At 40.9% G+C, this 21,078-nt stretch carries 15 protein-coding genes; 13 read left to right on the forward strand and 2 right to left on the reverse strand.

Annotation, left to right across the window (positions count from 1 at the left end; translation table 11 throughout):
* Positions 1 to 36 precede the first annotated feature (36 nt).
* A complete protein-coding gene (locus RHS_RS24795; RefSeq protein ID WP_052377925.1) occupies positions 37 to 939 on the reverse strand; it encodes an AraC family transcriptional regulator in 903 nt (300 codons plus the stop codon).
* 550 nt (positions 940 to 1,489) lie between these two features.
* Here RHS_RS24795 and RHS_RS24800 point away from each other — a divergent pair.
* Positions 1,490 to 4,507 (forward strand): hypothetical protein, encoded by a 3,018-nt coding sequence (locus tag RHS_RS24800; protein WP_047834687.1) that lies wholly within the window; start codon positions 1,490 to 1,492, stop codon positions 4,505 to 4,507.
* 120 nt (positions 4,508 to 4,627) lie between these two features.
* Here the strand turns inward: RHS_RS24800 and RHS_RS24805 are convergent, their stop codons facing one another.
* Positions 4,628 to 6,838 carry an AraC family transcriptional regulator gene (locus RHS_RS24805; protein ID WP_047834688.1) on the reverse strand — a complete coding sequence of 737 codons (2,211 nt, stop codon included), beginning with the start codon at positions 6,836 to 6,838 and terminating at the stop codon, positions 4,628 to 4,630.
* A 1,025-nt stretch (positions 6,839 to 7,863) separates the two neighbouring features.
* Between RHS_RS24805 and RHS_RS24810 the strand changes: the two genes are divergently transcribed.
* The 12 genes from RHS_RS24810 (at position 7,864) to RHS_RS31925 (ending at position 21,077) form a co-directional block, all read left to right on the forward strand.
* Positions 7,864 to 9,204 (forward strand): GH1 family beta-glucosidase, encoded by a 1,341-nt coding sequence (locus RHS_RS24810; RefSeq protein ID WP_395023520.1) that lies wholly within the window; start codon positions 7,864 to 7,866, stop codon positions 9,202 to 9,204.
* Between the two features lie 405 nt (positions 9,205 to 9,609).
* Entirely contained in the window at positions 9,610 to 11,187 is a 1,578-nt protein-coding gene (locus RHS_RS24815) for an extracellular solute-binding protein (protein WP_047834690.1), read from the forward strand.
* Positions 11,188 to 11,297: 110 nt separating this feature from the next.
* The gene (locus RHS_RS24820) at positions 11,298 to 12,281 is read left to right on the forward strand and encodes a sugar ABC transporter permease (RefSeq protein ID WP_242858550.1); all 984 of its coding nucleotides are present in this window, start codon (positions 11,298 to 11,300) and stop codon (positions 12,279 to 12,281) included.
* Between the two features lie 30 nt (positions 12,282 to 12,311).
* Complete coding sequence (locus RHS_RS24825; RefSeq protein ID WP_027295559.1) at positions 12,312 to 13,226, forward strand: carbohydrate ABC transporter permease; 915 nt, start codon at positions 12,312 to 12,314, stop codon at positions 13,224 to 13,226.
* Between the two features lie 141 nt (positions 13,227 to 13,367).
* Entirely contained in the window at positions 13,368 to 13,856 is a 489-nt protein-coding gene (locus tag RHS_RS24830) for a MarR family transcriptional regulator (RefSeq protein ID WP_027295560.1), read from the forward strand.
* A 234-nt stretch (positions 13,857 to 14,090) separates the two neighbouring features.
* On the forward strand, positions 14,091 to 15,377 hold the full coding sequence (locus RHS_RS24835) for an MFS transporter (protein WP_047834691.1): 1,287 nt from the start codon (positions 14,091 to 14,093) through the stop codon (positions 15,375 to 15,377).
* Between the two features lie 292 nt (positions 15,378 to 15,669).
* Positions 15,670 to 16,437, forward strand: a complete 768-nt coding sequence (locus tag RHS_RS24840) for an SDR family NAD(P)-dependent oxidoreductase (RefSeq protein WP_047834692.1) — start codon at positions 15,670 to 15,672, stop codon at positions 16,435 to 16,437.
* 1 nt (position 16,438) lies between these two features.
* Positions 16,439 to 18,109 carry a dihydroxy-acid dehydratase gene (ilvD, locus tag RHS_RS24845; protein ID WP_047834693.1) on the forward strand — a complete coding sequence of 557 codons (1,671 nt, stop codon included), beginning with the start codon at positions 16,439 to 16,441 and terminating at the stop codon, positions 18,107 to 18,109.
* A gap of 9 nt (positions 18,110 to 18,118) precedes the next feature.
* Positions 18,119 to 18,808, forward strand: a complete 690-nt coding sequence (locus RHS_RS24850; RefSeq protein ID WP_047834694.1) for an RraA family protein — start codon at positions 18,119 to 18,121, stop codon at positions 18,806 to 18,808.
* Between the two features lie 177 nt (positions 18,809 to 18,985).
* Entirely contained in the window at positions 18,986 to 19,828 is an 843-nt protein-coding gene (locus RHS_RS24855) for an SMP-30/gluconolactonase/LRE family protein (RefSeq protein ID WP_394909996.1), read from the forward strand.
* A 219-nt stretch (positions 19,829 to 20,047) separates the two neighbouring features.
* Positions 20,048 to 20,182: a hypothetical protein gene (locus tag RHS_RS31920; RefSeq protein ID WP_255348109.1), complete on the forward strand. Its 135-nt coding sequence runs from the start codon at positions 20,048 to 20,050 to the stop codon at positions 20,180 to 20,182.
* 13 nt (positions 20,183 to 20,195) lie between these two features.
* Positions 20,196 to 21,077: a helix-turn-helix domain-containing protein gene (locus RHS_RS31925; RefSeq protein WP_395023521.1), complete on the forward strand. Its 882-nt coding sequence runs from the start codon at positions 20,196 to 20,198 to the stop codon at positions 21,075 to 21,077.
* Position 21,078 lies beyond the last annotated feature (1 nt).

Below are 21,078 nucleotides of genomic sequence, written 5' to 3' on the forward strand. Positions count from 1 at the left end.
ATTATAATCTGGTTATGTCACAGTCTAAATAATAAATCATGGTAAACTCTTTCGATATTCGTTAGCAGTTTTCCCGGTAATTTTTTTAAAGGATTTGTTAAAAAACCGATAGTCGGAATACCCTACCTGATTGCTGATTTCCGTAATGGAAAGGCTGGGATCTAAAAGCAGCTCACATGCCTTCTCTATTCGGATGTGCTGCAGATATTCTACAATGCCGGATCCGGTTGCCTGCTTAAACAAGCTCGACAAGTAACTTTTACTTAAGAAGAAATTACCGGAAAGTTCTCCAATGGTAATTTTTTGAGAATAATTATTCTTTAAGTATTCGATGCAGTCTGGGATTAACTGGTGGAGATAACGGTTATCCTGAGTGCTTGCCGGAGTAGTTTTCATTTTATAGAAGCGATGGATTTTCAATAAAAGCTCGCAGAGAGTAAGCTTCAGTATCTGGATGTAATTGATACCCTCTGTAGTAAATTCCAAATATAATTTTTCATAAAGCTGTTCAATATCCGTGCGCATGGAGCCCTGGAGACGGAGATCAGGGGTATAAATGATTTCTTCTGCATAGAGCGATTTGTAGAGCATGATGTCCGTCAGCTCTGTCAGAAGCGGAAGGCTTATATTTATATCCGAAATAAACTGGGGCAGAAATGCCAGGTTATATACAACTAAATGCTCAGAATTTGTCCTGTCAGTAGGATAGAAGCAGTGTGCAGTCTGGGAATTTATAATATAGAGTTCACCCTTGCTTACCGGATAGGTAATATCGTTATACAAATGAAAGCCCTTTCCGTCGCATACGTAAGCAATTTCTATAAAATCGTGGGTATGTACCTTCAAATCTGAGAATTCGGTATGGTAATATTTTTCTATATAAAAAGAAAGTTCTTTTTTGGGAAATATATGGTCCGGTGTTAGATTTGGAATATCCATGGAAAATCCTTTCTGTATGGCTGGCTAGTGCCTCCCGGCGTAAATACGCCACTATATAGCACCAGCTATCCGCGCCAGCTGCACGTCTGTGAATCTAGTCGTAGCCCGCTACGCCGTCGATTCACAGACGCACACCTGACACAGATATCAGGCTCTATATATCGACGTATTTACGCCGGGAGGCACTAGTCACGTTTATTTGATACCTTTATAATCATTATATAAACAAACAGTAAATTGTCAACTGGATCTGGCAAGAACGTGAAATTCCGCAATAAAGTAGAATAAGCACACTTTTGCATGAAGATACCGTATATTCCGCAAAAACTTACTATGTTATTATAAAATAAAACATTACGATTCAGCAGTTACTATCCGCAATAGCAGTAAAGGAACTGAGTAAAGGAACTGAGTAAAGGAATTGAGTAAAGGGATTGAGTAAAGGAACTGAGTAAAGGAACTGAGTAAAGATACTTAATAAAGACACTTAGTAACGGCACAAAGGTGTGGGGATTATTAATCAATCAGAGAAACAGGAGGAAAGGACATAATGAATTTAGAAAAACGTCAGGAGTTGTTTCAGCATCCAACAAGGAAATACCGGGGCAAGCCATTTTGGTCATGGAATGGAAAACTGGAGGAGCAAGAGCTTTTGCGCCAGATTGATATTATTAAGGAAATGGGGTTTGGTGGTTATTTTATGCATTCCCGTACAGGACTGGAGACAGAGTATCTGGGTGAAGAATGGTTTGAACTGATCAATAAATGTGCGGAGTATGGCGAAAAGGAAGGAATGGAGTCCTGGTTGTATGATGAGGACAGGTGGCCATCAGGCAGTGCCGGGGGCATGGTCACAAAAGAAGAGAAATACCGTGCGATGTATGTGGAGATGATCTATAAAAATGAGGAGGAACTGGCAGAACTCCAATGGAACGAAAACATTGCGGCTGTGTTTGCATGCAGGGTAAAAGATGGTATTTTTAGTAGTAAGCGTTTGTTAAAAGAGGGAGATTGTCTGCCTGGCGGCGAAAAGGCTGTGGTATTCCGCCTGCGCCATTCTCAGTGTAACGATAATTACAATGGTTACTGCTATCTGGATACGATGAACAAAGAAGCGGTACAGCGCTATATTGAAGTAACACACGAAAAATATAAAGAAAAAAGCGGTGATAAATTCGGGGTGGAAATCCAGGGTATCTTTACAGATGAACCCCATCGGGGAGGCTGTTTTACCGACTTTGCAGAGGGGGAAGTCAATGCGGCGCCATATACACCGGGTATGTTTGCGGAGTTTGAAAAGCGATTCGGGTATAGTCTGCTTGAAAATCTGCCAGAACTATTTTTACGAAAAAAAGCAGGAGAGATATCTAAGGTAAAGCGGGATTATTTTGAATTGTGCCAGCAGCTTTTTTTAGAAAATTTTGCAATACCGATCTACAATTGGTGTAAGGAACATAAATTAATTTTCACGGGTCATGTTTTGCATGAGGATTCTCTTTGTGCCCAATCGGTTATGCAGGGGTCCCTGATGCGCTTTTATGAATATATGGAATATCCGGGAATTGATCTACTGGCAGAACATACACAGTGTTATTGGGCTGCAAAACAGATTGATTCGGTTGCACGGCAGCTTAAAAAGGAGTGGGTACTGTCTGAGCTGTACGGATGTACAGGGTGGCAGACTAATTTTGAGTCCTATAAGAATATTGGTGACTGGCAGGCACTTTTCGGAATTAATTTAAGATGTCCGCATCTTTCCTGGTATACCATGAAGGGAGAAGCAAAGCGGGATTATCCGGCAAGTATTTTACATCAATCATCCTGGTATACCGATTATCATTATGTGGAAGATTATTATTCCAGAATTCATGCGATTTTGCATGATGGTAAGGCGGAATGCGGGCTGCTGGTAATCAACCCGATCGAAAGTGTCTGGGCGCGCGCATACAGCGGAGCTTTTAATGGACTAAGTGCAGCAGATACACAGATAGAACGGTTAGAAAGACAGTATGCGGAAGTATTTCATGCCTTAACGGACAACCGGATTGACTTTGATTACGGTGAAGAAGATATCATGGCACGTCATGGCCGTGTGGAAAATGGAACCCTGTATGTGGGAGCCTGTGCCTATACCAAAGTTTTGGTAGCCGGTGCAGATACTCTGCGGGGCAGTACGGTAGAACTTTTGCAGAAGCTGGTAAGACAAGGGGGCAGGGTCATTTTTGCGGGCGATATTCCTGCCTATATGGATGCAGAGGCATCAGAGGAAATAAAACTGCTGGCAAAAGAAGCTGTTATCGTTCCGTATGAAGAGGGTGCGATTGCGGGTGCCTGCAGAAATGGACAAGAGATAGAAGTTACATCCGAAGGAAGTCATATGATTTATGCCAAAAGTATGGTGGTTGAGGGTGGAAGAGTCGTTATGCTTTTAAATACAGACAGAAAGAATGGATATGACAATGTAAAAGTTAACCTTGGAAAAGGAACATACCCGGAGTTGTGGAATGCCCGTGATGGTAAAATTACAAAACCGTTATATAACATACAGGACGACCGTATAGAAATCACGATTAATCTGGAGGCTGGGGGAGAACGGCTCTATATGATCTCCGATACAGTGCGGGACTTACCTGCCGGGGAGATTTGGGAAGGTACAAAGGAGGTCACACTTCCGGAAACCTTCTCCTACGCTCTGAGTGAGGAAAATATCTGTGTGCTGGATATGGTAACCGTACAGAATAAAACCGGTTTGAAATTACCAATGCAAGAGGTATTAAAGGCAGATCGTGCATTGCGTGATTTCTATAAGATTCCCTACCGTGGAGGTGAAATGCTCCAGCCATGGTATGAGGTCAAATTCGGCGGTGGAGATAAAGAACTGCTGACGCAGCTTACTGCAGAGTATAGCGTAGAGATTTCTGTACTTCCGTCAGGCGTTCATCTTGTGGCAGAGGATTTAGCGCATATTTGCGGGGTAATCATAAATGGAAGGGAAGTGCCGGCAGTCAGTGCCGGAAAGTGGATTGATATCTGTTTTGACAGAATTTCTATTCCGGATGATGTCTGGAAGGAAGGGCATAATACAGTGACCCTGGTTATGGACTATTTTAAGACCTGCGGACTGGAGTCTGTTTACTTAACAGGCGGCTTTGGAGTGGACTTTCATGACGGAAAACCGGTGCTGGCAAGGTTACCAGAGAAACTATCTATTGGAGATATATCAAACCAGGGACTCCCTTTTTATTCGGGCAGTGTGATTTATCATGTGGATGGGTGTGAAGATAAAAAGGTATGTGTAAGTGTGGAAGAATTCGGAGGGGCACTGGTCAAGTTAATTGGAAAAGAAGAAGTGATTCTCGCCTTCCAGCCTCATAGGGCAGTAATTGAAAATTTGCGCGCTATTCAGGTTGTGCTGACTAGACGAAACACCTTTGGACCATTTCATCAGATTCCTAAAGTGGCATATGCTTACGGACCAGCTAATTTCCTGACAGAAGGAAAAGAGTGGCAGGACGAATATGTGCTTTATGAGCAAGGGATTTTAAAGAAACCAGTCATACAAAGCTAGACATCTATAGAATTACAGGATGGCAGCATACAGCGTATAAACAACTGCTGATGCTGCCATTTTTATAGCTATACAGTTTAGCAGAGAAATAGTAACCTTATCAGAAGATTAGTGATTTGCCTAATGAATCACCTGTTTACGAAAACTGGAAGGTGTAAATCCTGTTTCCTGTTTGAATTTACGACGAAAGCTGGAAGTGTTTATATATCCTACCGATATACTGATTTGGTCAATGGACAGATCAGAATTCATCAGAAGTTCTTTTGCTTTTTCCAGGCGGATCGTCCATAAATAATCAGAAAAGTTTTGATCGAACTTTTTTTTGAACAGATAACTTATATAAGCAATACTTACATGAAAAGTACCAGCCAGGGTGGAAATGGAAAAGTCGGGTGAAGCATAATTATCATGGATGATTTGCCTGATCTGCGTAGTATGTATCGCAGCATTTTCGTGCTCTGTTTCAAAGGTTTTCAGTAGTTTTTCTATGCTTTCGGCAATCTCCAGGCTTTTTTCCTGATAAGGACAGCTGCGGCACAAATATAGGGTTTCAAAATACAGGTCACTAAATGTCCTGAACTTGATGCTCATTCGGTTCATGCTATTGATGATGATCGTGAGAATATCAATCAAAACACATCGGACGAAGAAGTCTGGAAAAGCATTTCCGTGTTTTGCAGCCTTGTCAATCAGAGATAAGAGTTCGGTTATCTGTGTTCGTGCATTGGGGAAATCCTGAATTTTTAGATATCCGCTCAGATTGTCCAGCTGTTTATAAGGGTAGGAAAAGCTGGTACCCGGAGGGAGTGTGGACTCGATTTCCGGATATGAAATAATGGGGGCCTGGGACCAGTAGCTGCTTGCACGAACAGCATTTTCATATAAGGAGGGAATTTCAAGCGGCGATGTGGTGCTGTTGCTGAGGGCAGCCATACATCCCGTTTCATCATAAAGATCGGACAGAAGCAGCAGGAGAACCTCGTCCTTGTTTTTTTCTATCCCGGTGTAATTTACCATAAATGCCGCATAGTCCTTATCGGCCTCAAGCATAGCACAGGAATTGTGCCCCGGCAGTGCATCATCCAGAAATGCCAGATATTCATTCCACAAAATTGATTTTCTGGGAATGGGGCTGGATACTTTGATTACAAAAATGTGGTTATCCGGCTCCATGCTGAAAAATTGATCAATATCAGGAAAATGATCCAAATTAGGGTGGTCAATATTTGTAACAATGGAATCCAGAATGGATTTCTGCATGGAAAGGCGGTATTTATCAATTCGGTTTTGCAATTCTTCATTTTCAGAAAGGGCGGTAGTAAAAGCACTGTCTAGCTGCTCTACATAACTTTGATTTGGCACAAGCGTATGTACCATCTTCGTAGTAAGTTTATGAAGAGGCCAATAAGTAACACGCATTGCCCATAGAATTAATATCATTCCCAGTAAAGCAAGCAGCAGAAGCACTATATAAGTATTGCGAAATGCAATATTTACCTGATTAAGAATTGCTGCATTAGAAAAAAGTGCCAGAAACGAAAAGTCGCTGTTTAGCTTTTTTGATATATAAAGGGATTCCTCCCGGTTTAAGTGAGAACCATTGGACAGCTTTTCAGGATCTGATAAATAGGGAATCATCGCACTTGTGTTGCTTCCGGTGACAATCTGATGTTCAGGAGTGGTCAGACAGATGGAGGTAATTCCGGTGGAAATATCAGTTGTCATGATATTTTCCAGCTCGCGGCCGTTGATGATATAAAAGATTGCATATTTCTCAGACCCATGGTTGGCGGGAAGATAAATCAGCAGCTCAGAGGTATCATCAAAAAGGTATATTAACTGTCCCGTTACTGCATCCAGATAGGCATTCAAATCAAATGAAAGATAACGGGAACCGGTATAAATTTGGTATTTTCCATCCTGCTTGCGAACATATTTGCCGGAGGAGAGGATGGAATCACTTTGCAGATCCGTATATACGATCGTATTGATAAAGCTGTTGCTGATTACATAGTTATTTAGTTGTTTGGCAGCCTGATAGCGATACCAGTTCTCATTTTTATAACGGGAAAGAATTAGATTGATGTCTTTCGTAAGCATAGACTGTATTTGATTGATATCAGACAGTCCATTTTCAAATTGTTCCTGAACATGGGCAAGGCGTTTAACTGTCTGTTCACTTAAGTCTTTTGAATAAATATTTTTCAGCTGAGAGCGAACAGCAAAGAAAAAGCCAAAGAATAAAAGACTTAAAATGATAAAGTAAGATAAAAAATATTTAATCAGGGTAGTGTTTTTTCTGCCCGATGTAAGTTTTTTAAGATATTTCATATAGACTCCTTAGGACAAGTATCCGTTACGAATAAAGTTAATATATCCACGATACCGGGGCAAAAACTTATGGTACTATAATGTGGGCCTTTTGAGCCAGGTATCTAAATAGCTTATCTTCGCCTTTTTTAGGATTGATTAGCACATTTCAATAAAAGTAGACTTTTTTTTACGTATGATATATAATCAAAATATAGGAAAAAAGGCACGAAATTACCAGTTTACAGACTGTCAAAAAAAGTCTACTTTTTTGTCATTTCCGGCATGATATATAGTGCGTATATATGGAATATATAGACGAAAAGTGTTTGAAAATTCATTCCTGCCAGATGCACACACCATGCCATCAAAAGTAAGGGGTTGTCGGTTAATACCAATTTTTAGCCTCTGATTTATAAGAAAGAGATAACCTTGTAGAATTCAGGCTTTTTCAAAGCCTTGAACCGCTACAGGGTTATCTCTTTTTTGGGACCTATTTATTTTAGGGCTCATAAACCCCTTGTTTTGATTTCGGGAAGTGCTTCCTTGGATCCCAGGCACAGGGCGGATATGATTCCTGCTGAGCGGGGAATCCCTGGAAAAATGCAGGAAGCTGCTGCAGGGAGATAATAAAAAAGTAGTTCGTTTTCGAGAGATTTCAGTTTGAAAATAGTATGGTATTTAAAGTCAAAAAAAAGTATAAATGAAGCATAGAAACAAATACCTGTTTAAGTATTCTGGTGATATGTCAAGCGATTTTTCAAAAAGATTTTGATATGTTTTAACTAAAAAAGGGTGTACTTAATAGGTGTATTGGTGACTCTCCGGCGGTTGGCGCGCTTTTGTATGGAGACAGCGCTGATAAGTACAATATTTAAGCAGTTTGCTAAAAATCTTGTTTCTTGTTATTTGATAAGAGAGCTATCTATAATAAATCAGAGCATGTTTGAAACTTTCACTGATCAAGAGGTTTAGTTTAGATTGATAAAGAGATCTTCAAACAGTTCTCACACAGCGAAACTTACAAAGAAAATAAGGAGATTATAATGAAATTTTCAAAAGACTTTATATTTGGAACAGCCACCAGTGCGGCACAGGTGGAAGGAGCTGCGTTAAAAGATGGAAGGGGGAAGTCAATCTGGGATGTATTTGCCGGAATCCCCGGTAAAATTGTGGATGGGTCCAGTCCTGAGACAGCTTGTAACATGTATAATTCGTACAAAGAAGATCTTAAGCTTGCGAAAGAACTAAACATGCAGTCTTACCGGTTTTCTTTTTCCTGGTCCCGGATTTTCCCGGAGGGGAAGGGAAGCGTAAATCAAAAAGGACTTGATTTTTACAAACGTATGGTAGATGAAATGCTCAAAAATGGATTGATGCCCAATGCCACACTATACCATTGGGATTTACCCTATGAGCTGGAAAAAGAGGGAGGCTGGTTAAACAGGGATATTGTGAACTGGTTTGGTGAGTATGCATCCTTACTGTTTCGTGAATTTAGGGATGTGATACCTATGTGGGCAACAATCAATGAGCCGATAGCCACTTATGTGGGATACGGTTTGGGGGGCTTTGCGCCAGGCCATCAGGGCGAAGATTTGGGGCGCCAGGCTAACCATCATGTTCTAATGGCACATGGGGAGGGGGTAAAACGGTTCCGTTCAGAGCAGGCAAAAGACAGCAAAATAGGCATTGTAATAGATATATGGAACCATCATCCGTTTCGCAGGGAGAATCCCGAGGATTGTAAAATCGCGGAATTAGAAAATGAAAAATCATATCGTTCCTATTTGAACCCCATCTTTCGGGGGTGCTATACCAGGGAACTGCTTCAATATATGAAGGAAACCAACTGCACTCCGAATATGAAGGATGAAGATATGATGCTGATCCAACAACCCCTGGATTATTTTGGGCTGAACTGTTATAACCGGGTACTGGATTGCGCAGATCCCACATTGCTTCAGGATGACAGGAAAGAGAAAAACAAGGGCGGCAACTATATGGACAATGGAAGTGAGTACTATCCCAAGGCGGTCTATGATGCAATACATATTTTAGAGGATGATTATAAAATAGGAATACCGATTTATATCACAGAAAATGGAACTTTTAACTGCGGGGAGGAGATACAGCCGGATGGAAGAATTCATGATACACAGCGTATCCGCTATATCGAAGGATTCCTGAAGTGGATTCATAAAGCAATTGAAGAAGGTGCTGATGTAAGAGGTTATTATGCATGGAGTCTGCTGGATAACTGGGAATGGAGCGCAGGCTACACCTACCGGTTTGGTTTGGTGCATACTGATTTTGCTACACAGAAGCGCATTTTAAAGGATAGTGCTCACTGGTATAGAGATGTAATTGCTGCAAGAGAACTCTAGAGCGTGTTTGAAAATTCATTCCCGTCATCTGCACGCCCCACAAACTGTGACGCACAGCTGCCTGATCTTAAATTTGGGTTTAGCTGAATAATGACGCTTTGTAGATGAAGGTAGTGTACGGAAAGAGAAGGGGACGGACCAGGACATTGGTTTGGTTCGTTTCTTCATTCTACAGACGCAGTCAGGGCACAATATTCAATCATTATTGGTTGAATATTGTGCTTTTTTTATTAGAATAAAAGAATATTATTCTGTAATCTGCCAATTAGTGGATGCAATAATTAAGCGTTATATCAAAAATCTTGTCTCTTGTTCACTGGAAAGAGAGCACCTATAATGAATACAGAGTTTATCGAGAGAGGCGCCTCAAAGAGAACGAATATCAAAAACAGGAGGTATTTATTTATGAAGTTTAGAAGATTTATGTCGCTGTTGTGTGCAGCAGTTATGTTGGTATCTGTAACGGGATGTGGAGGCAGCAAAGATACTGCAAATGTGGAACCTGCGGATAAAACGGAAACTGGGGCAGAGGCCGACGGGGGAGAGATTACGTTTCCGCTGAAAGATACAAAGGAATACAGCGTATTTGCAATTCTGGATGGGGAATATGATCTAAAGGATAATGTTGCAATGCAGAAGGCTTTAAGTGATGCAAATATCTCCTTTAACTACCAGTCTGTTATGGGCGCGGATTTGTCAGAAAAGAAAAACCTGGTATTAGCTTCCGGCGAGTATCCGGATATTTTCTACAAAGCAAGTTTTACAGCAACAGAATTAGATAAATATGGAAAACAAAAGATTCTCATTCCATTAGAGGATATGATCAGGCAGTATGCACCTAATTTATGCGCACTTTTAGATAAGGTTGACGGATGGGATTATATTACTGCTTCGGACGGGCATATCTATTCACTGCCGGAAATTGATAAAGAAACGCCGCTATTATCCCCTTATTGGCTGAATCATAGGTGGCTGGAGAATCTGGGGCTGAAAGAGCCGGCTAATCTGGATGAGTTGTATACAGTATTAAAGGAATTCAAGGAAAAAGATGCAAATGGAAATGGGGACGTAAACGATGAGATTCCAATCACGGGTACGGATGTTGTAAAGCCGGAGCTGCTGCTGCCTTACTTTGGAGTTCCTTATGATGCGGTAACAAAGGCTGCTGTTTTAGATGGAAAATTAACCTATATTCCAACCTCCGATGTATACAAAGAGTTTGTTGCATATATAACAAAGCTATATCAGGAAGGGCTGATGGATAAAAACGTATTTACGCAGAAACATGAGCAGCAGGGAGCAATTGGACAGTCCGGAGATGTTTTTGGTTCTTTCTTTGATGCAGGTGCATTCCTGACGGTTGGACGTGATAATGATGATGATTATGCTATCCTGACGCCGTTTGAAGATGGAATCTATCCGATTTCTTCCGGTATCACCGCAGGAACTTTAGCCATAACAGATACCTGTGAAAATCCGGAAGTTATTATAGCCTGGGCAGATCAATTTTACACAGAAGAGGGCGGAATACTGGCATGGCTGGGTGTAGAAGGTGAGACGTGGAAAAAAGATGCTGAAGGCAATTGGGAGTGGATCATTGGAAATGGATATGGAGATGACATTGCAGCGGTACGCAGCAATGGTACGATTCAGGGTGCAGCGTATCATCCGTCTATTCAGCCGGAGTATTGGTTTAGCGGTATGTCAGAAGAAGTTGACCCGGATGAGGTTTACTTAAATAAAGAACGTGCCAAGGTAACAGAAAAAGGTGCGATACCCCTTCCGGTAATGAGATACAGCGACGATGATGCAAAGGAAATATCCACCTTAAAGGCTGACCTGGATGCTTATATTGATCAGTATTTGGCACAGGTTGCAACCGGAGAACTTGATCTGGAAAGCAGTTGGGAAGAATATGTTACTACGATAAACAATATGGGCGGAGCCCAGTTGAGTGAAATTTATCAGAGAGCATATACATAGGCCATGGCTAAATAAGCTGCTGCATATGATTTAAAAAGAGAAGCCGCTGTATGGCATACAGCGGTACTCTCTTTCTTAGACCATAGAAAAAAGGAAAAGGAGGATTTCCGGTGATAAAAAAATTAACAAAAAGGAATGCATCAATACAGAAAAACACAGCTGTGGCATTTACAACAAAAGAGAAACTCCATAGCAGATTAGGAAAGGACATGAAGAAGAACTGGATACTTTATGTAATGATCCTGCCGGTCGTTATCTATTATGTTGTATTTGCATATGGCCCGCTCTACGGCATACAGTTAGCGTTTAAGGACTACATCATCAAAGATGGAATATGGGGAAGTCCCTGGGTTGGATTTGAGCATTTTACCAGGTTTTTCAGCAGCTACAATTTTGAATTATTATTAAAGAACACGATTGGAATCAGTCTTTACAGTATTTTAGTTGGATTTCCTATTCCGATTATGTTTGCTTTATTGTTAAATTATTTAAAAAACAAACATCTCAAGAAAACAATTCAAATGGCATCTTATGCCCCTTATTTTATATCCACGGTAGTTATGTGTGGTATGATTGTCATTTTTCTAAATCCGGATACAGGTATTTTTAATACTATCAGAGGGTGGCTCGGACTGGAATCTATTGATTTCCTGGGAAAACCGGAACTGTTTAAATCTATTTATGTATGGACCGGGGTATGGCAGGGACTGGGATGGAGCTCTATTATCTATATATCGGCATTATCCGGCGTAGATTATCAGCTTCATGAAGCAGCAATTGTGGATGGAGCTACAAAACTGCAGCGCATTTTCCATGTGGATCTGCCATCTATTAAACCCACCATTGTCATGCTGCTGATTCTTCAGATGGGATCACTGATGAGCGTAGGCTTTGAAAAAGTATTTTTGCTGCAGAATACCTTGAATAAAGGAGCGGCGTCTGTTATTTCTACGTATGTATATGAGGTTGGTTTGATTAATAGTGACTATGGGTATTCTACGGCAATCGGACTGTTTAATTCCGTGATTAATCTGACTTTAATCGTAGTGGCTAATCAGATTTGTAAAAAGTTTGCAGATGAGAGTCTGTTCTAGAGCGTGTTTGGAAAGGAGTAGGGTAGAAAGATGAGCAAAATAGCGAAAACAGGAAGAATAAAGCATTCTCATGCAGATAAAGTATTTGACATTGTAAATATCATACTTATGGCAGTCCTCTTAATAATATTTATATGGCCGCTATGGTTTGTGGTAATAGCGTCCTTCAGCAATCCCTCAGAGGTATGGAATGGCAATGTGGTTCTTCTGCCAAAGGGGTTTACAATGGCTGCATATGAAGCAGTCATCGAATATAAGGCCATTTGGACCGGATATGTTAATTCTATTTTTTATACGGTGGCGGGCACTCTGATTAATCTGGTTTTGACCGTATGTGCGGCTTATCCATTGGCAAGAAAAGATTTTGTGCCAAGAAATGTACTTATGTTTCTTTTCATGCTGACTATGTATTTTAGCGGTGGGCTGGTTCCTACCTATCTGATTGTGAATAAACTGCATTTGACCAATACACCATGGGCAATGATGATTCCGGGTGCAATTTCCATCTATAATGTTATTATCACAAGAACCTATTTTATAAATAGTATACCATCCAGTTTGCAGGAGGCAGCAGAGTTGGATGGTGCCAATACATACCAGTTCCTGATAAAAATAGTACTTCCGCTGTCCAAGCCTATTCTGGCTGTTATTGGACTGTATTATGCGGTTGGTCACTGGAATGATTTCTTCTCCGCATTAATCTACATTAATGATAAAAATCTAATGCCTTTACAGTCCTTCCTGCGTGATTTATTAATGACGAATAAGATGAGTCTCACAAATCTGCAGGGTCTGGATGCAGCTGCAGCAGAAGCAAAAATGCAGCTTTCCCAGACATTAAAGTATAGTGCGATTATAGTTTCTACGGTACCTGTATTATGTATCTATCCTTTTATTCAGAAATATTTTGTAAAGGGTGTTATGATTGGTTCCGTCAAAGGATGAGCGCGTACGTTTTTTATTATTGTTGAAATAGAAACAATAATTTAGTATAATTATTGTATATAGTTTTCCAGAGCGTGGTTGGAAATTGGTGGAATGTATTTCTAAACACGCTCCGGAATAAATTGGACAGGAGGACAGGTCATGAATAAGGGAGGACAGGTTGTAGGTGCATTCTGGGACGTATTAAACAAGATGATGTGGCTTGATAAGTATCGTATGAAAAGCAGTCTTAAGGATTATAAACCTTCGGAGGTTCATTGTATCGAATATATTGGCAGCAATGCGGATTCCAACGTGACAAAACTTGCAGAGTCCTTTTACATGACCAGCGGTGCCATTAGTAAATTATCGAAAAAGCTTATACAAAAAGGCCTTATTGAAAGTTACCAAAAGCCGGATAACAAGAAGGAAATTTATTTTAAGCTTACTGCCCAGGGGGAAGCGGTTTACCGGGTTCATGAAGAATTACACAAAGAGTTTCAGGAACGGGATAGAGCAGTCTTTGAGCAGGTAACAGAGGAAGAATTTGATATCATGCTTCGATTTGCAGAAAAGTATGGTGCGCATTTAGATGCCGAAATAAAGAAACTGGGTGTAGACATGAAGTCGGAAGACTATGATAAACTTTGAAAAATGAATAGGTAACGGAAGCAGTCCCATTCTAACTGGATCGGGCTGCTTTTTTTAATTTCTGTTTTGTTGACAAGGAAACAATATCATGGTAGTATAAAATTGTTTCCAAGGAAGCAAAAACGATACATTTTAGCGGGCAATCCGGAAGCTTATGTTATAGCTGTCACGCTATGGAAAACACAATTAAACTATGGAACTATATACAATGATCAAAAAGGAGAACCAATTACGATGCGTAATGAAACTATATTTAAAAAGGATTTTATGCTTGTTGCTGCCGGTCAGATTATTTCTTTATTTGGAAATCAGATATTACGGTATGCACTGCCGCTTTACTTATTAAATCAAACGGGCTCGTCTGCTTTGTTCGGGACAATATTAGCCTGTTCTTTTATCCCAACGCTCTTACTTTTCCCAATAGGAGGGATTTTGGCGGACCGGGTTAATAAAAGAAATATTATGGTCATTCTGGATCTTAGTACAGCTATTTTAATTTTCCTGTTTTATCTGCTGTCAGGGCAAATGGACATTGTGCCGCTTATGACTGTTACTATGATGATTTTATATGGCATACAGGGAGCTTACCAACCGGCGGTTCAGGCAAGTGTGCCTTCTCTGGTAGATACGGAACATATCATGCAGGGAAATTCAGTAATAGATTTAATCAGTTCCCTGGCAAATATGACCGGGCCGGTAATCGGAGGCATTTTGTTTTCTGTTTTTGGCTTAACCCCTATTCTGTATGTAAGCTTTGGCTGCTTTCTGGCATCGGCTGTAATGGAGATGTTTATTCATATTCCATTTGAAAAAAAGAAAACCACCGGAAATATCATTGCTATGGGATTTCATGATCTGAAAGATAGTTTTGGATTTATGTTTAAGAAGCAGCCTGTGTTATGGAAGGTATCTTTAGCATTTGCTTCGATTAATTTGTTATTAACTTCTTTAATAATGGTGGGAATACCAGTCATTATTACGCTGCATTTGGGGTTTGCAGCGGATACGGCAAACCGCCTATACGGATACGCCCAGGGAGCCATCGCCGCAGGCAGTATATTAGGAGGTCTGCTGGAGGGAGTATTTTCAAAGAAATTAAAGTTAAAGTCAAGTCCATTTATCTTAGCGGGATGCGCGATGTGTATTCTTCTGGGAGGGTTCGCACTGCAATTGTTCACAGAATCTATGGCAGTCTATATTGTCCTGATAACCGGCTGCAGTCTGCTATTAGCAATGACCACCTTATTTTCCATCCAGGTACTGACTTGTCTGCAGATTTTAACACCCATAGAGTTAACAGGAAAAGTACTGTCATGCGTGCTGTGCATATGTATGTGCACAAATCCTCTCGGTCAGTTTATGTATGGTATTGTTTTTGAACATATAGGGAGCGTCACCTATGTTCCGTTTTATGGGGCAGGTCTGATTATGCTGGTAATTAGTTTGCTGACACGGCGCATTTTCTTTGGGATTGATCAGCTAATGGAAACCCATACGATTGTGAAAAAAGGAAAAATATAATTATAATTCCGAAATATACAAAAAAATGTGTACAATATACCAATAATTAAAAGACATAGGTGATAGATATGGCTAAAATATACTTTATAAGAGAAAAAAACAATATAAAAGAGCACATTATAGACAAAGGCAAATGAAAAAAATAGAAAATAAAAAAAGTTATGATTACAGAAAAAAGTTCCTTATTGTGGAATGAATGGTAGAAAGAGAGGGAATATGGACAATTTGGAACAAAGTACAGTTGATTATGAAAAGTACCATAGATTTATATTAATGAAGAGGAGGATTAGGAATGCATCGAAAGACAGCGCTGATTACAGGTGGAGCAAGAGGGATTGGGAAACAGATTTCTTTGGATTTAGCTGAAGAAGGATACAATATTGTAGTGAATTACCGCAGTGATAAGGAAGCAGCCTGTGAGATATGTAAAAAAGCAAAAGAGATTGGTGTAGATAGTCTGGCTGTCTATGCGGATATGGGAAGTGTCAGAGATATTGAGAAAATGTATCAAATTGCCTTTGAGAAATTTGATGTCATAGATATAGTTGTGAACAATGCAGGTATCAGCCCTGAAGTGTATTTTCTGGATGCAACAGAAAAAATGTTTGATGATATGACTGCAATTGACTGGAAAGGCCTGTTCTTCAGCAGCCAGATTGCCGCTAAAAGAATGGTGGTAAAGGGTGTGAGCGGAGTAATCATTAATATTTCATCTAATCAGGTGGAAGGGTGCTGGCCAAGAGCAACTATATATGGACCGACTAAAGCGGCGGTTACAAAGTTTACCAAAAATGCGGCTATGGAGTTGGCATTAAAGGGAATACGCATGGTTGCCGTGGCTCCGGGCTATACGGATGTAGGGTGGGATTCTGGTGATATCCGGCTGGAGGCGGCAGAACGGCTTCCTTTCAAACGATTTGCAACTACCAGGGAGATTGCCCAGGCAGTTGTCTATCTGGCATCGGATAAAGCGGCATATATTACAGGGACCTCGTTGCTGATAGAAGGAGGCGCAAGTCTTCCTGTGGTAGCCGCCAATGATTTTGTGGAGGTAAAGTAGAATGGAAGAGTATCAATACTATAATCAGCTTTTAAAAGGTGATGGAGGTGCTCTGAAAAGGGCGTTGTATAAGTCCATGGGATTTACAGATTCCGCGCTGGAAAAACCATTGATTGCCATAGTCAATACATATACCAATGCAACACCGGGTCATTATAACATAAATGAAATGTGTGAGCAGGTGAAAAAAGGTATCGAATCCAGAGGCGGTACAGCCATGGTATTTGGCAGCATTGCACCATGTGACGGCATAGCGGAAGGGCATGATGGAATGAGGTACATACTACCTTCCCGGGATTTGATAACCTCTTCGGTTGAATGTATGGTCAGGGCTCATAAATTTGATGGACTGGTATTGCTGGGTTCCTGCGACAAAATTGTGCCGGGCCTTTTGATGGCGGCTGCAAGGCTGGATATCCCATCCGTTTTCTGCAATAGCGGCCCCATGATGCCTGCCATGTATAAGAATAAACATTATGATGGAAATATTGTAACAGAGGCAGTCGGCTGGAAACAGCGGGGAGAAATCTCACAGGAAGAATTCCGGGAAATCGAAAATCTTGCGGAGCCTTGTGTTGGTTCCTGTGCCATGTTAGGTACTGCAAATACTATGGGTTGTCTGGCGGAAGCGATGGGGATGAGTTTACCGGGGAGTGGAACAGTGCCTGCAATTTATTCCAAACGCATGCAGATTGCATACTCCACGGGAGAGGTAATTGTTGATCTGGTTGCAAAAAAATTAACAGCCCGTCAGATCATTACAAAAGAATCCATTTATAATGCAATGGCCGTTTTAATGGGAATCGGCGGATCAACCAATGCCATTATGCATTTGCAGGCGATACACAAAGAAGCCGGATTAGGGGAATTGCCTCTTACACTATTTGATGAATTAAGCAGAAAAATACCTCAAATAGCATCTGTCTATCCGGCATCTCCTTACGATATGGTGGATTTTTATGAGGCCGGAGGTGTACCTGCGGTCATGAAAGAGCTGGAGTCTCTGCTCCATATGGAATGCCTCAATGTCTCCGGAAGTACCATGGAGGAGTCATTAAAACAGTTTGGCTTTAGCGGACGCAGGGAGGTAATCAAATCCATCAAAGAACCGTTTCACTTAACAGGCGGGGTAGCAGTCCTGAGAGGAAATTTAGCACCCCTTGGAGCCGTTGTAAAACCGGCAGCCATTCCGGCTCACTTAATGAGAATAGAGGGGAAGAGTCAGGTATTCCAGAGTGAACAGGAGGCCTGCCAAGCTATATTAAATGGGATGGTGGAGGAAAATACCATTATCATTCTTCGCTATGAAGGACCCAAAGGCGGACCCGGTATGCCGGAAATGTATCGTCCTATGAAATGCCTGGAAGGCATGAATTTATCAGACAGCTGTGCATTGATTACAGACGGAAGATTTTCCGGATCCAACCGGGGATGTTTTGTTGGACATATTTCACCGGAAGCCTACGAAGGAGGAATTCTTGCACTGGTGGAGGACGGGGATATGATCCGGATTGATGTGGATAAAAGAGAGCTTTCCTTATTAATAGAAGATACCGTATTAAACGAAAGAAAAAAACATTGGATCCGTCCGGAAAAAGAAGTTTTAGACGGATATCTGAATACTTACAAAAAAATCAGCCAGTCAGCGGCACAAGGCGCAGTGGTGGAATAGGAGAATCGTATGATTGAATGGAAAAATGATGATGAATTATTTGAATTAATGAGGAGTGAAATGTATTCAGCCGTAATCGGTGATATTTTAGATAAAATGGGGTATTTTCATCAGTTTCTGCCCCAGAAAATACAGCCGGTCAATTCCAAAATGGTAGTGGCGGGACGTGCAATGACGGTGTTAGAGGCAGATGCGTTTGAAGAACTTTCCAATGGGCAGAACCCGATTATGAAGAAACCCTTTGGATTGATGCTGGAAGCTTTGGATGATCTGAAAAAGAATGAGGTATATATTTGTACCGGTGCTTCTCCTTCCTACGCTCTGGTAGGAGAACTGATGTGTACCAGAATGCAGATATTAGGCGCGGCAGGGGCGGTGGCCAATGGTTTTCACAGAGATACAAATGGAATAGAGGAATTAAAATTCCCCTGTTTCTCCTATGGCAGATACGCACAGGACCAGGCTCCCAGGGGAAAAGTTATTGACTTTAGAGTGCCTGTTGAGATCGAGGGAGTGCGTATTAATCCAGGAGATATTATTTTCGGCGATTTAGAGGGGGTTCTGGTAATTCCCAAAGCAGTAGAAGCGGAAGTCATCCAGAGGGCATATGAAAAAGCTATGGGAGAAAAGATGGTGGCGGAAGCAATAAAAGGCGGAATGGGAGCGAAAGAATCATTTGACAAATATGGGATTATGTAAATAACCGGGATTTCCATGCCCGGGCAGATATGATATTATGATACCGAACATTGCACTGCTGCATTTGGGATGTATTGCACAATGGAAGTAAATGGGGTGCCGTATGCAGAGAATCATGAAAAATATGCAGATTCATGACTTCGGAAAACAGAGAAATGTGGAGAGGAGGAACTGCGAATGAAACATAGAAGAGATGTCATCGCCACCGGTCTCCAATTAGGGGAAGGGTGTATATGGGATCAGGCACGAAGTAAGGTACATTTTGTGGATATCGAAGGGTTTACTATTTACTCTTATTCCTTGCATGACAAAACCCTGGAAGCATTTAATATGGGAGATTATGTTGGCTGTATTGCGTTAAATGATCAAGGCGATTTGATTGCAGCGGTCAGGAACAAAATCATACGATTGAATCTGAGCACCGGGATGCAAGAGCCTGTTATGCAGATCAGCCTGCCTGCACATATTCGCTTTAATGATGGAAAACTGGATCCATATGGAAATCTGTGGGTCGGGACTATGGCTATTGATCAGAACCATCCAAAAGCGCAAGGGGCGGGATCCTTGTATTGTATAAAGGAAGGCAGGGTTATTTCTAAATACGATGGATTCACTATTTCTAATGGATTAGTCTGGAATCCATCAGGAGATAAATTCTATCACATCGATACCCCAACCCAAAAGATTGACGTATATGATGTGGTGGAAGAAGGTGTCTTAAGCAATAAAAAAACAGCAGTTTTCATTGATGAAAAGGAAGGGGCTCCCGATGGAATGTGCATGGATGGCCGCGGTCAACTATGGGTTGCAATGTGGGGCGGAGGAAAGGTTCAATGTTATGACCCCGGTACAGGGGCCAAAATCAAAGAAGTGCAGGTGCCGGATCCAAATGTATCCTGCTGCATAATAGGAGGTGGGAATAAGAATTTATTATTTGTAACCACAGCTCAGGATGAACATAATAATTTAGGAAAGCTGTATATGTTTACCGGGGATCACATGCAGGAAGAGTGGTATTAGCTCTATGATGTGATTGGAAAAGGGAAAGGAAGAATAGGCAGGATATTTTTCCTTGTCCTTTTTTTGTGTGAAAATATTATCAGGTAATTTTGTAAAAAAATAAAAAGCAGACATTAAACACCTGTAATTGTGAAAAAAAGGAAAAACAGAATAATAATTCCGAAATGTACAATGAAATATGTACAACATACCGATAAGTAAAAGACATAGGAGGCAAATATGGTTAAAATATACTTCATAAGAGGCGAAAACGATATAAAAGAACACATTATATACAAAATAAAATGGGAAGAATTGCAAATACAAAAAACCATACTTACAGGTGAAAGTTCCTTATTGTGGAATGAATGGTAGAAAGAGAGGGAACATGGACAATTTGGAACAAAGTATAATGGAGATTTTGGCAAAGGGATCCTGTCAGATACAGATTCGAAATTCAGGAATTTTTCGTTTCCCGTCGGCGTACCGATTTAAGGACCATAATCATAAAGAAATTGAAATTAATTGTATTAAATCGGGCCATTGCATCATGGGAGTGGAGGGACAGTATTTTCCGCTGAAAGAAGGTGACTGCATGGTGGTTTATCCGGGGGTGCCTCATTGCTTTATTGTAGATACTCGGGAAAAGTGCAGTATTGCTCAATTGGAGTTTTGTGTACAGGCGCCGAAGACTTTGGAAGGGATATTGAGCTTTTTATGCCAGGAACCCAGATACCACAAACTGTCCAATTGTGAAATGGCATGCTGCCTTCTGGAGAGCTTGTGTAAGATTTACCGGGCGAAGAAAGAGGAAGAACAAAAAAATATTCAGCTGAAGTTGTCTATTTTTCAGCTGTTCATAGAGTTATCCGATAAAATTACAGAGAAAATACAGCAGCAGGAAAGTCATAGTAAGGCTGGAAAGATGGCAGATATCATCCGTTATATTAATGATAATTATGAGATGGATATTAACAAAGAAAAGCTTGCGGAGCAGTTTGGAATCAGTTCCCGGTATATCCGCAAGTGTTTTGCAGAGGAGACGGGAATCAGCTGTCAGCACTATATTAATACTCTGCGGGTTGAAAAGGCAAAGGAGCTTTTGTGGTTTACATCCAATACGGTGACAGAGATTGCATTGAAAGCGGGTTTTAACAGTGCACAGTATTTTTGCCGGGTATTTCAGCAATATATGGAGATGTCGCCGTTAGAGTACCGGAATTTATGGCAGGGAAGTAAAGCGGAAGAGCTTTGCACTATAGAAGCATAGA

Source organism: Robinsoniella sp. RHS, from assembly GCF_001029355.1.
Classification (GTDB): Bacteria; Bacillota; Clostridia; order Lachnospirales; family Lachnospiraceae; genus Robinsoniella; species Robinsoniella peoriensis.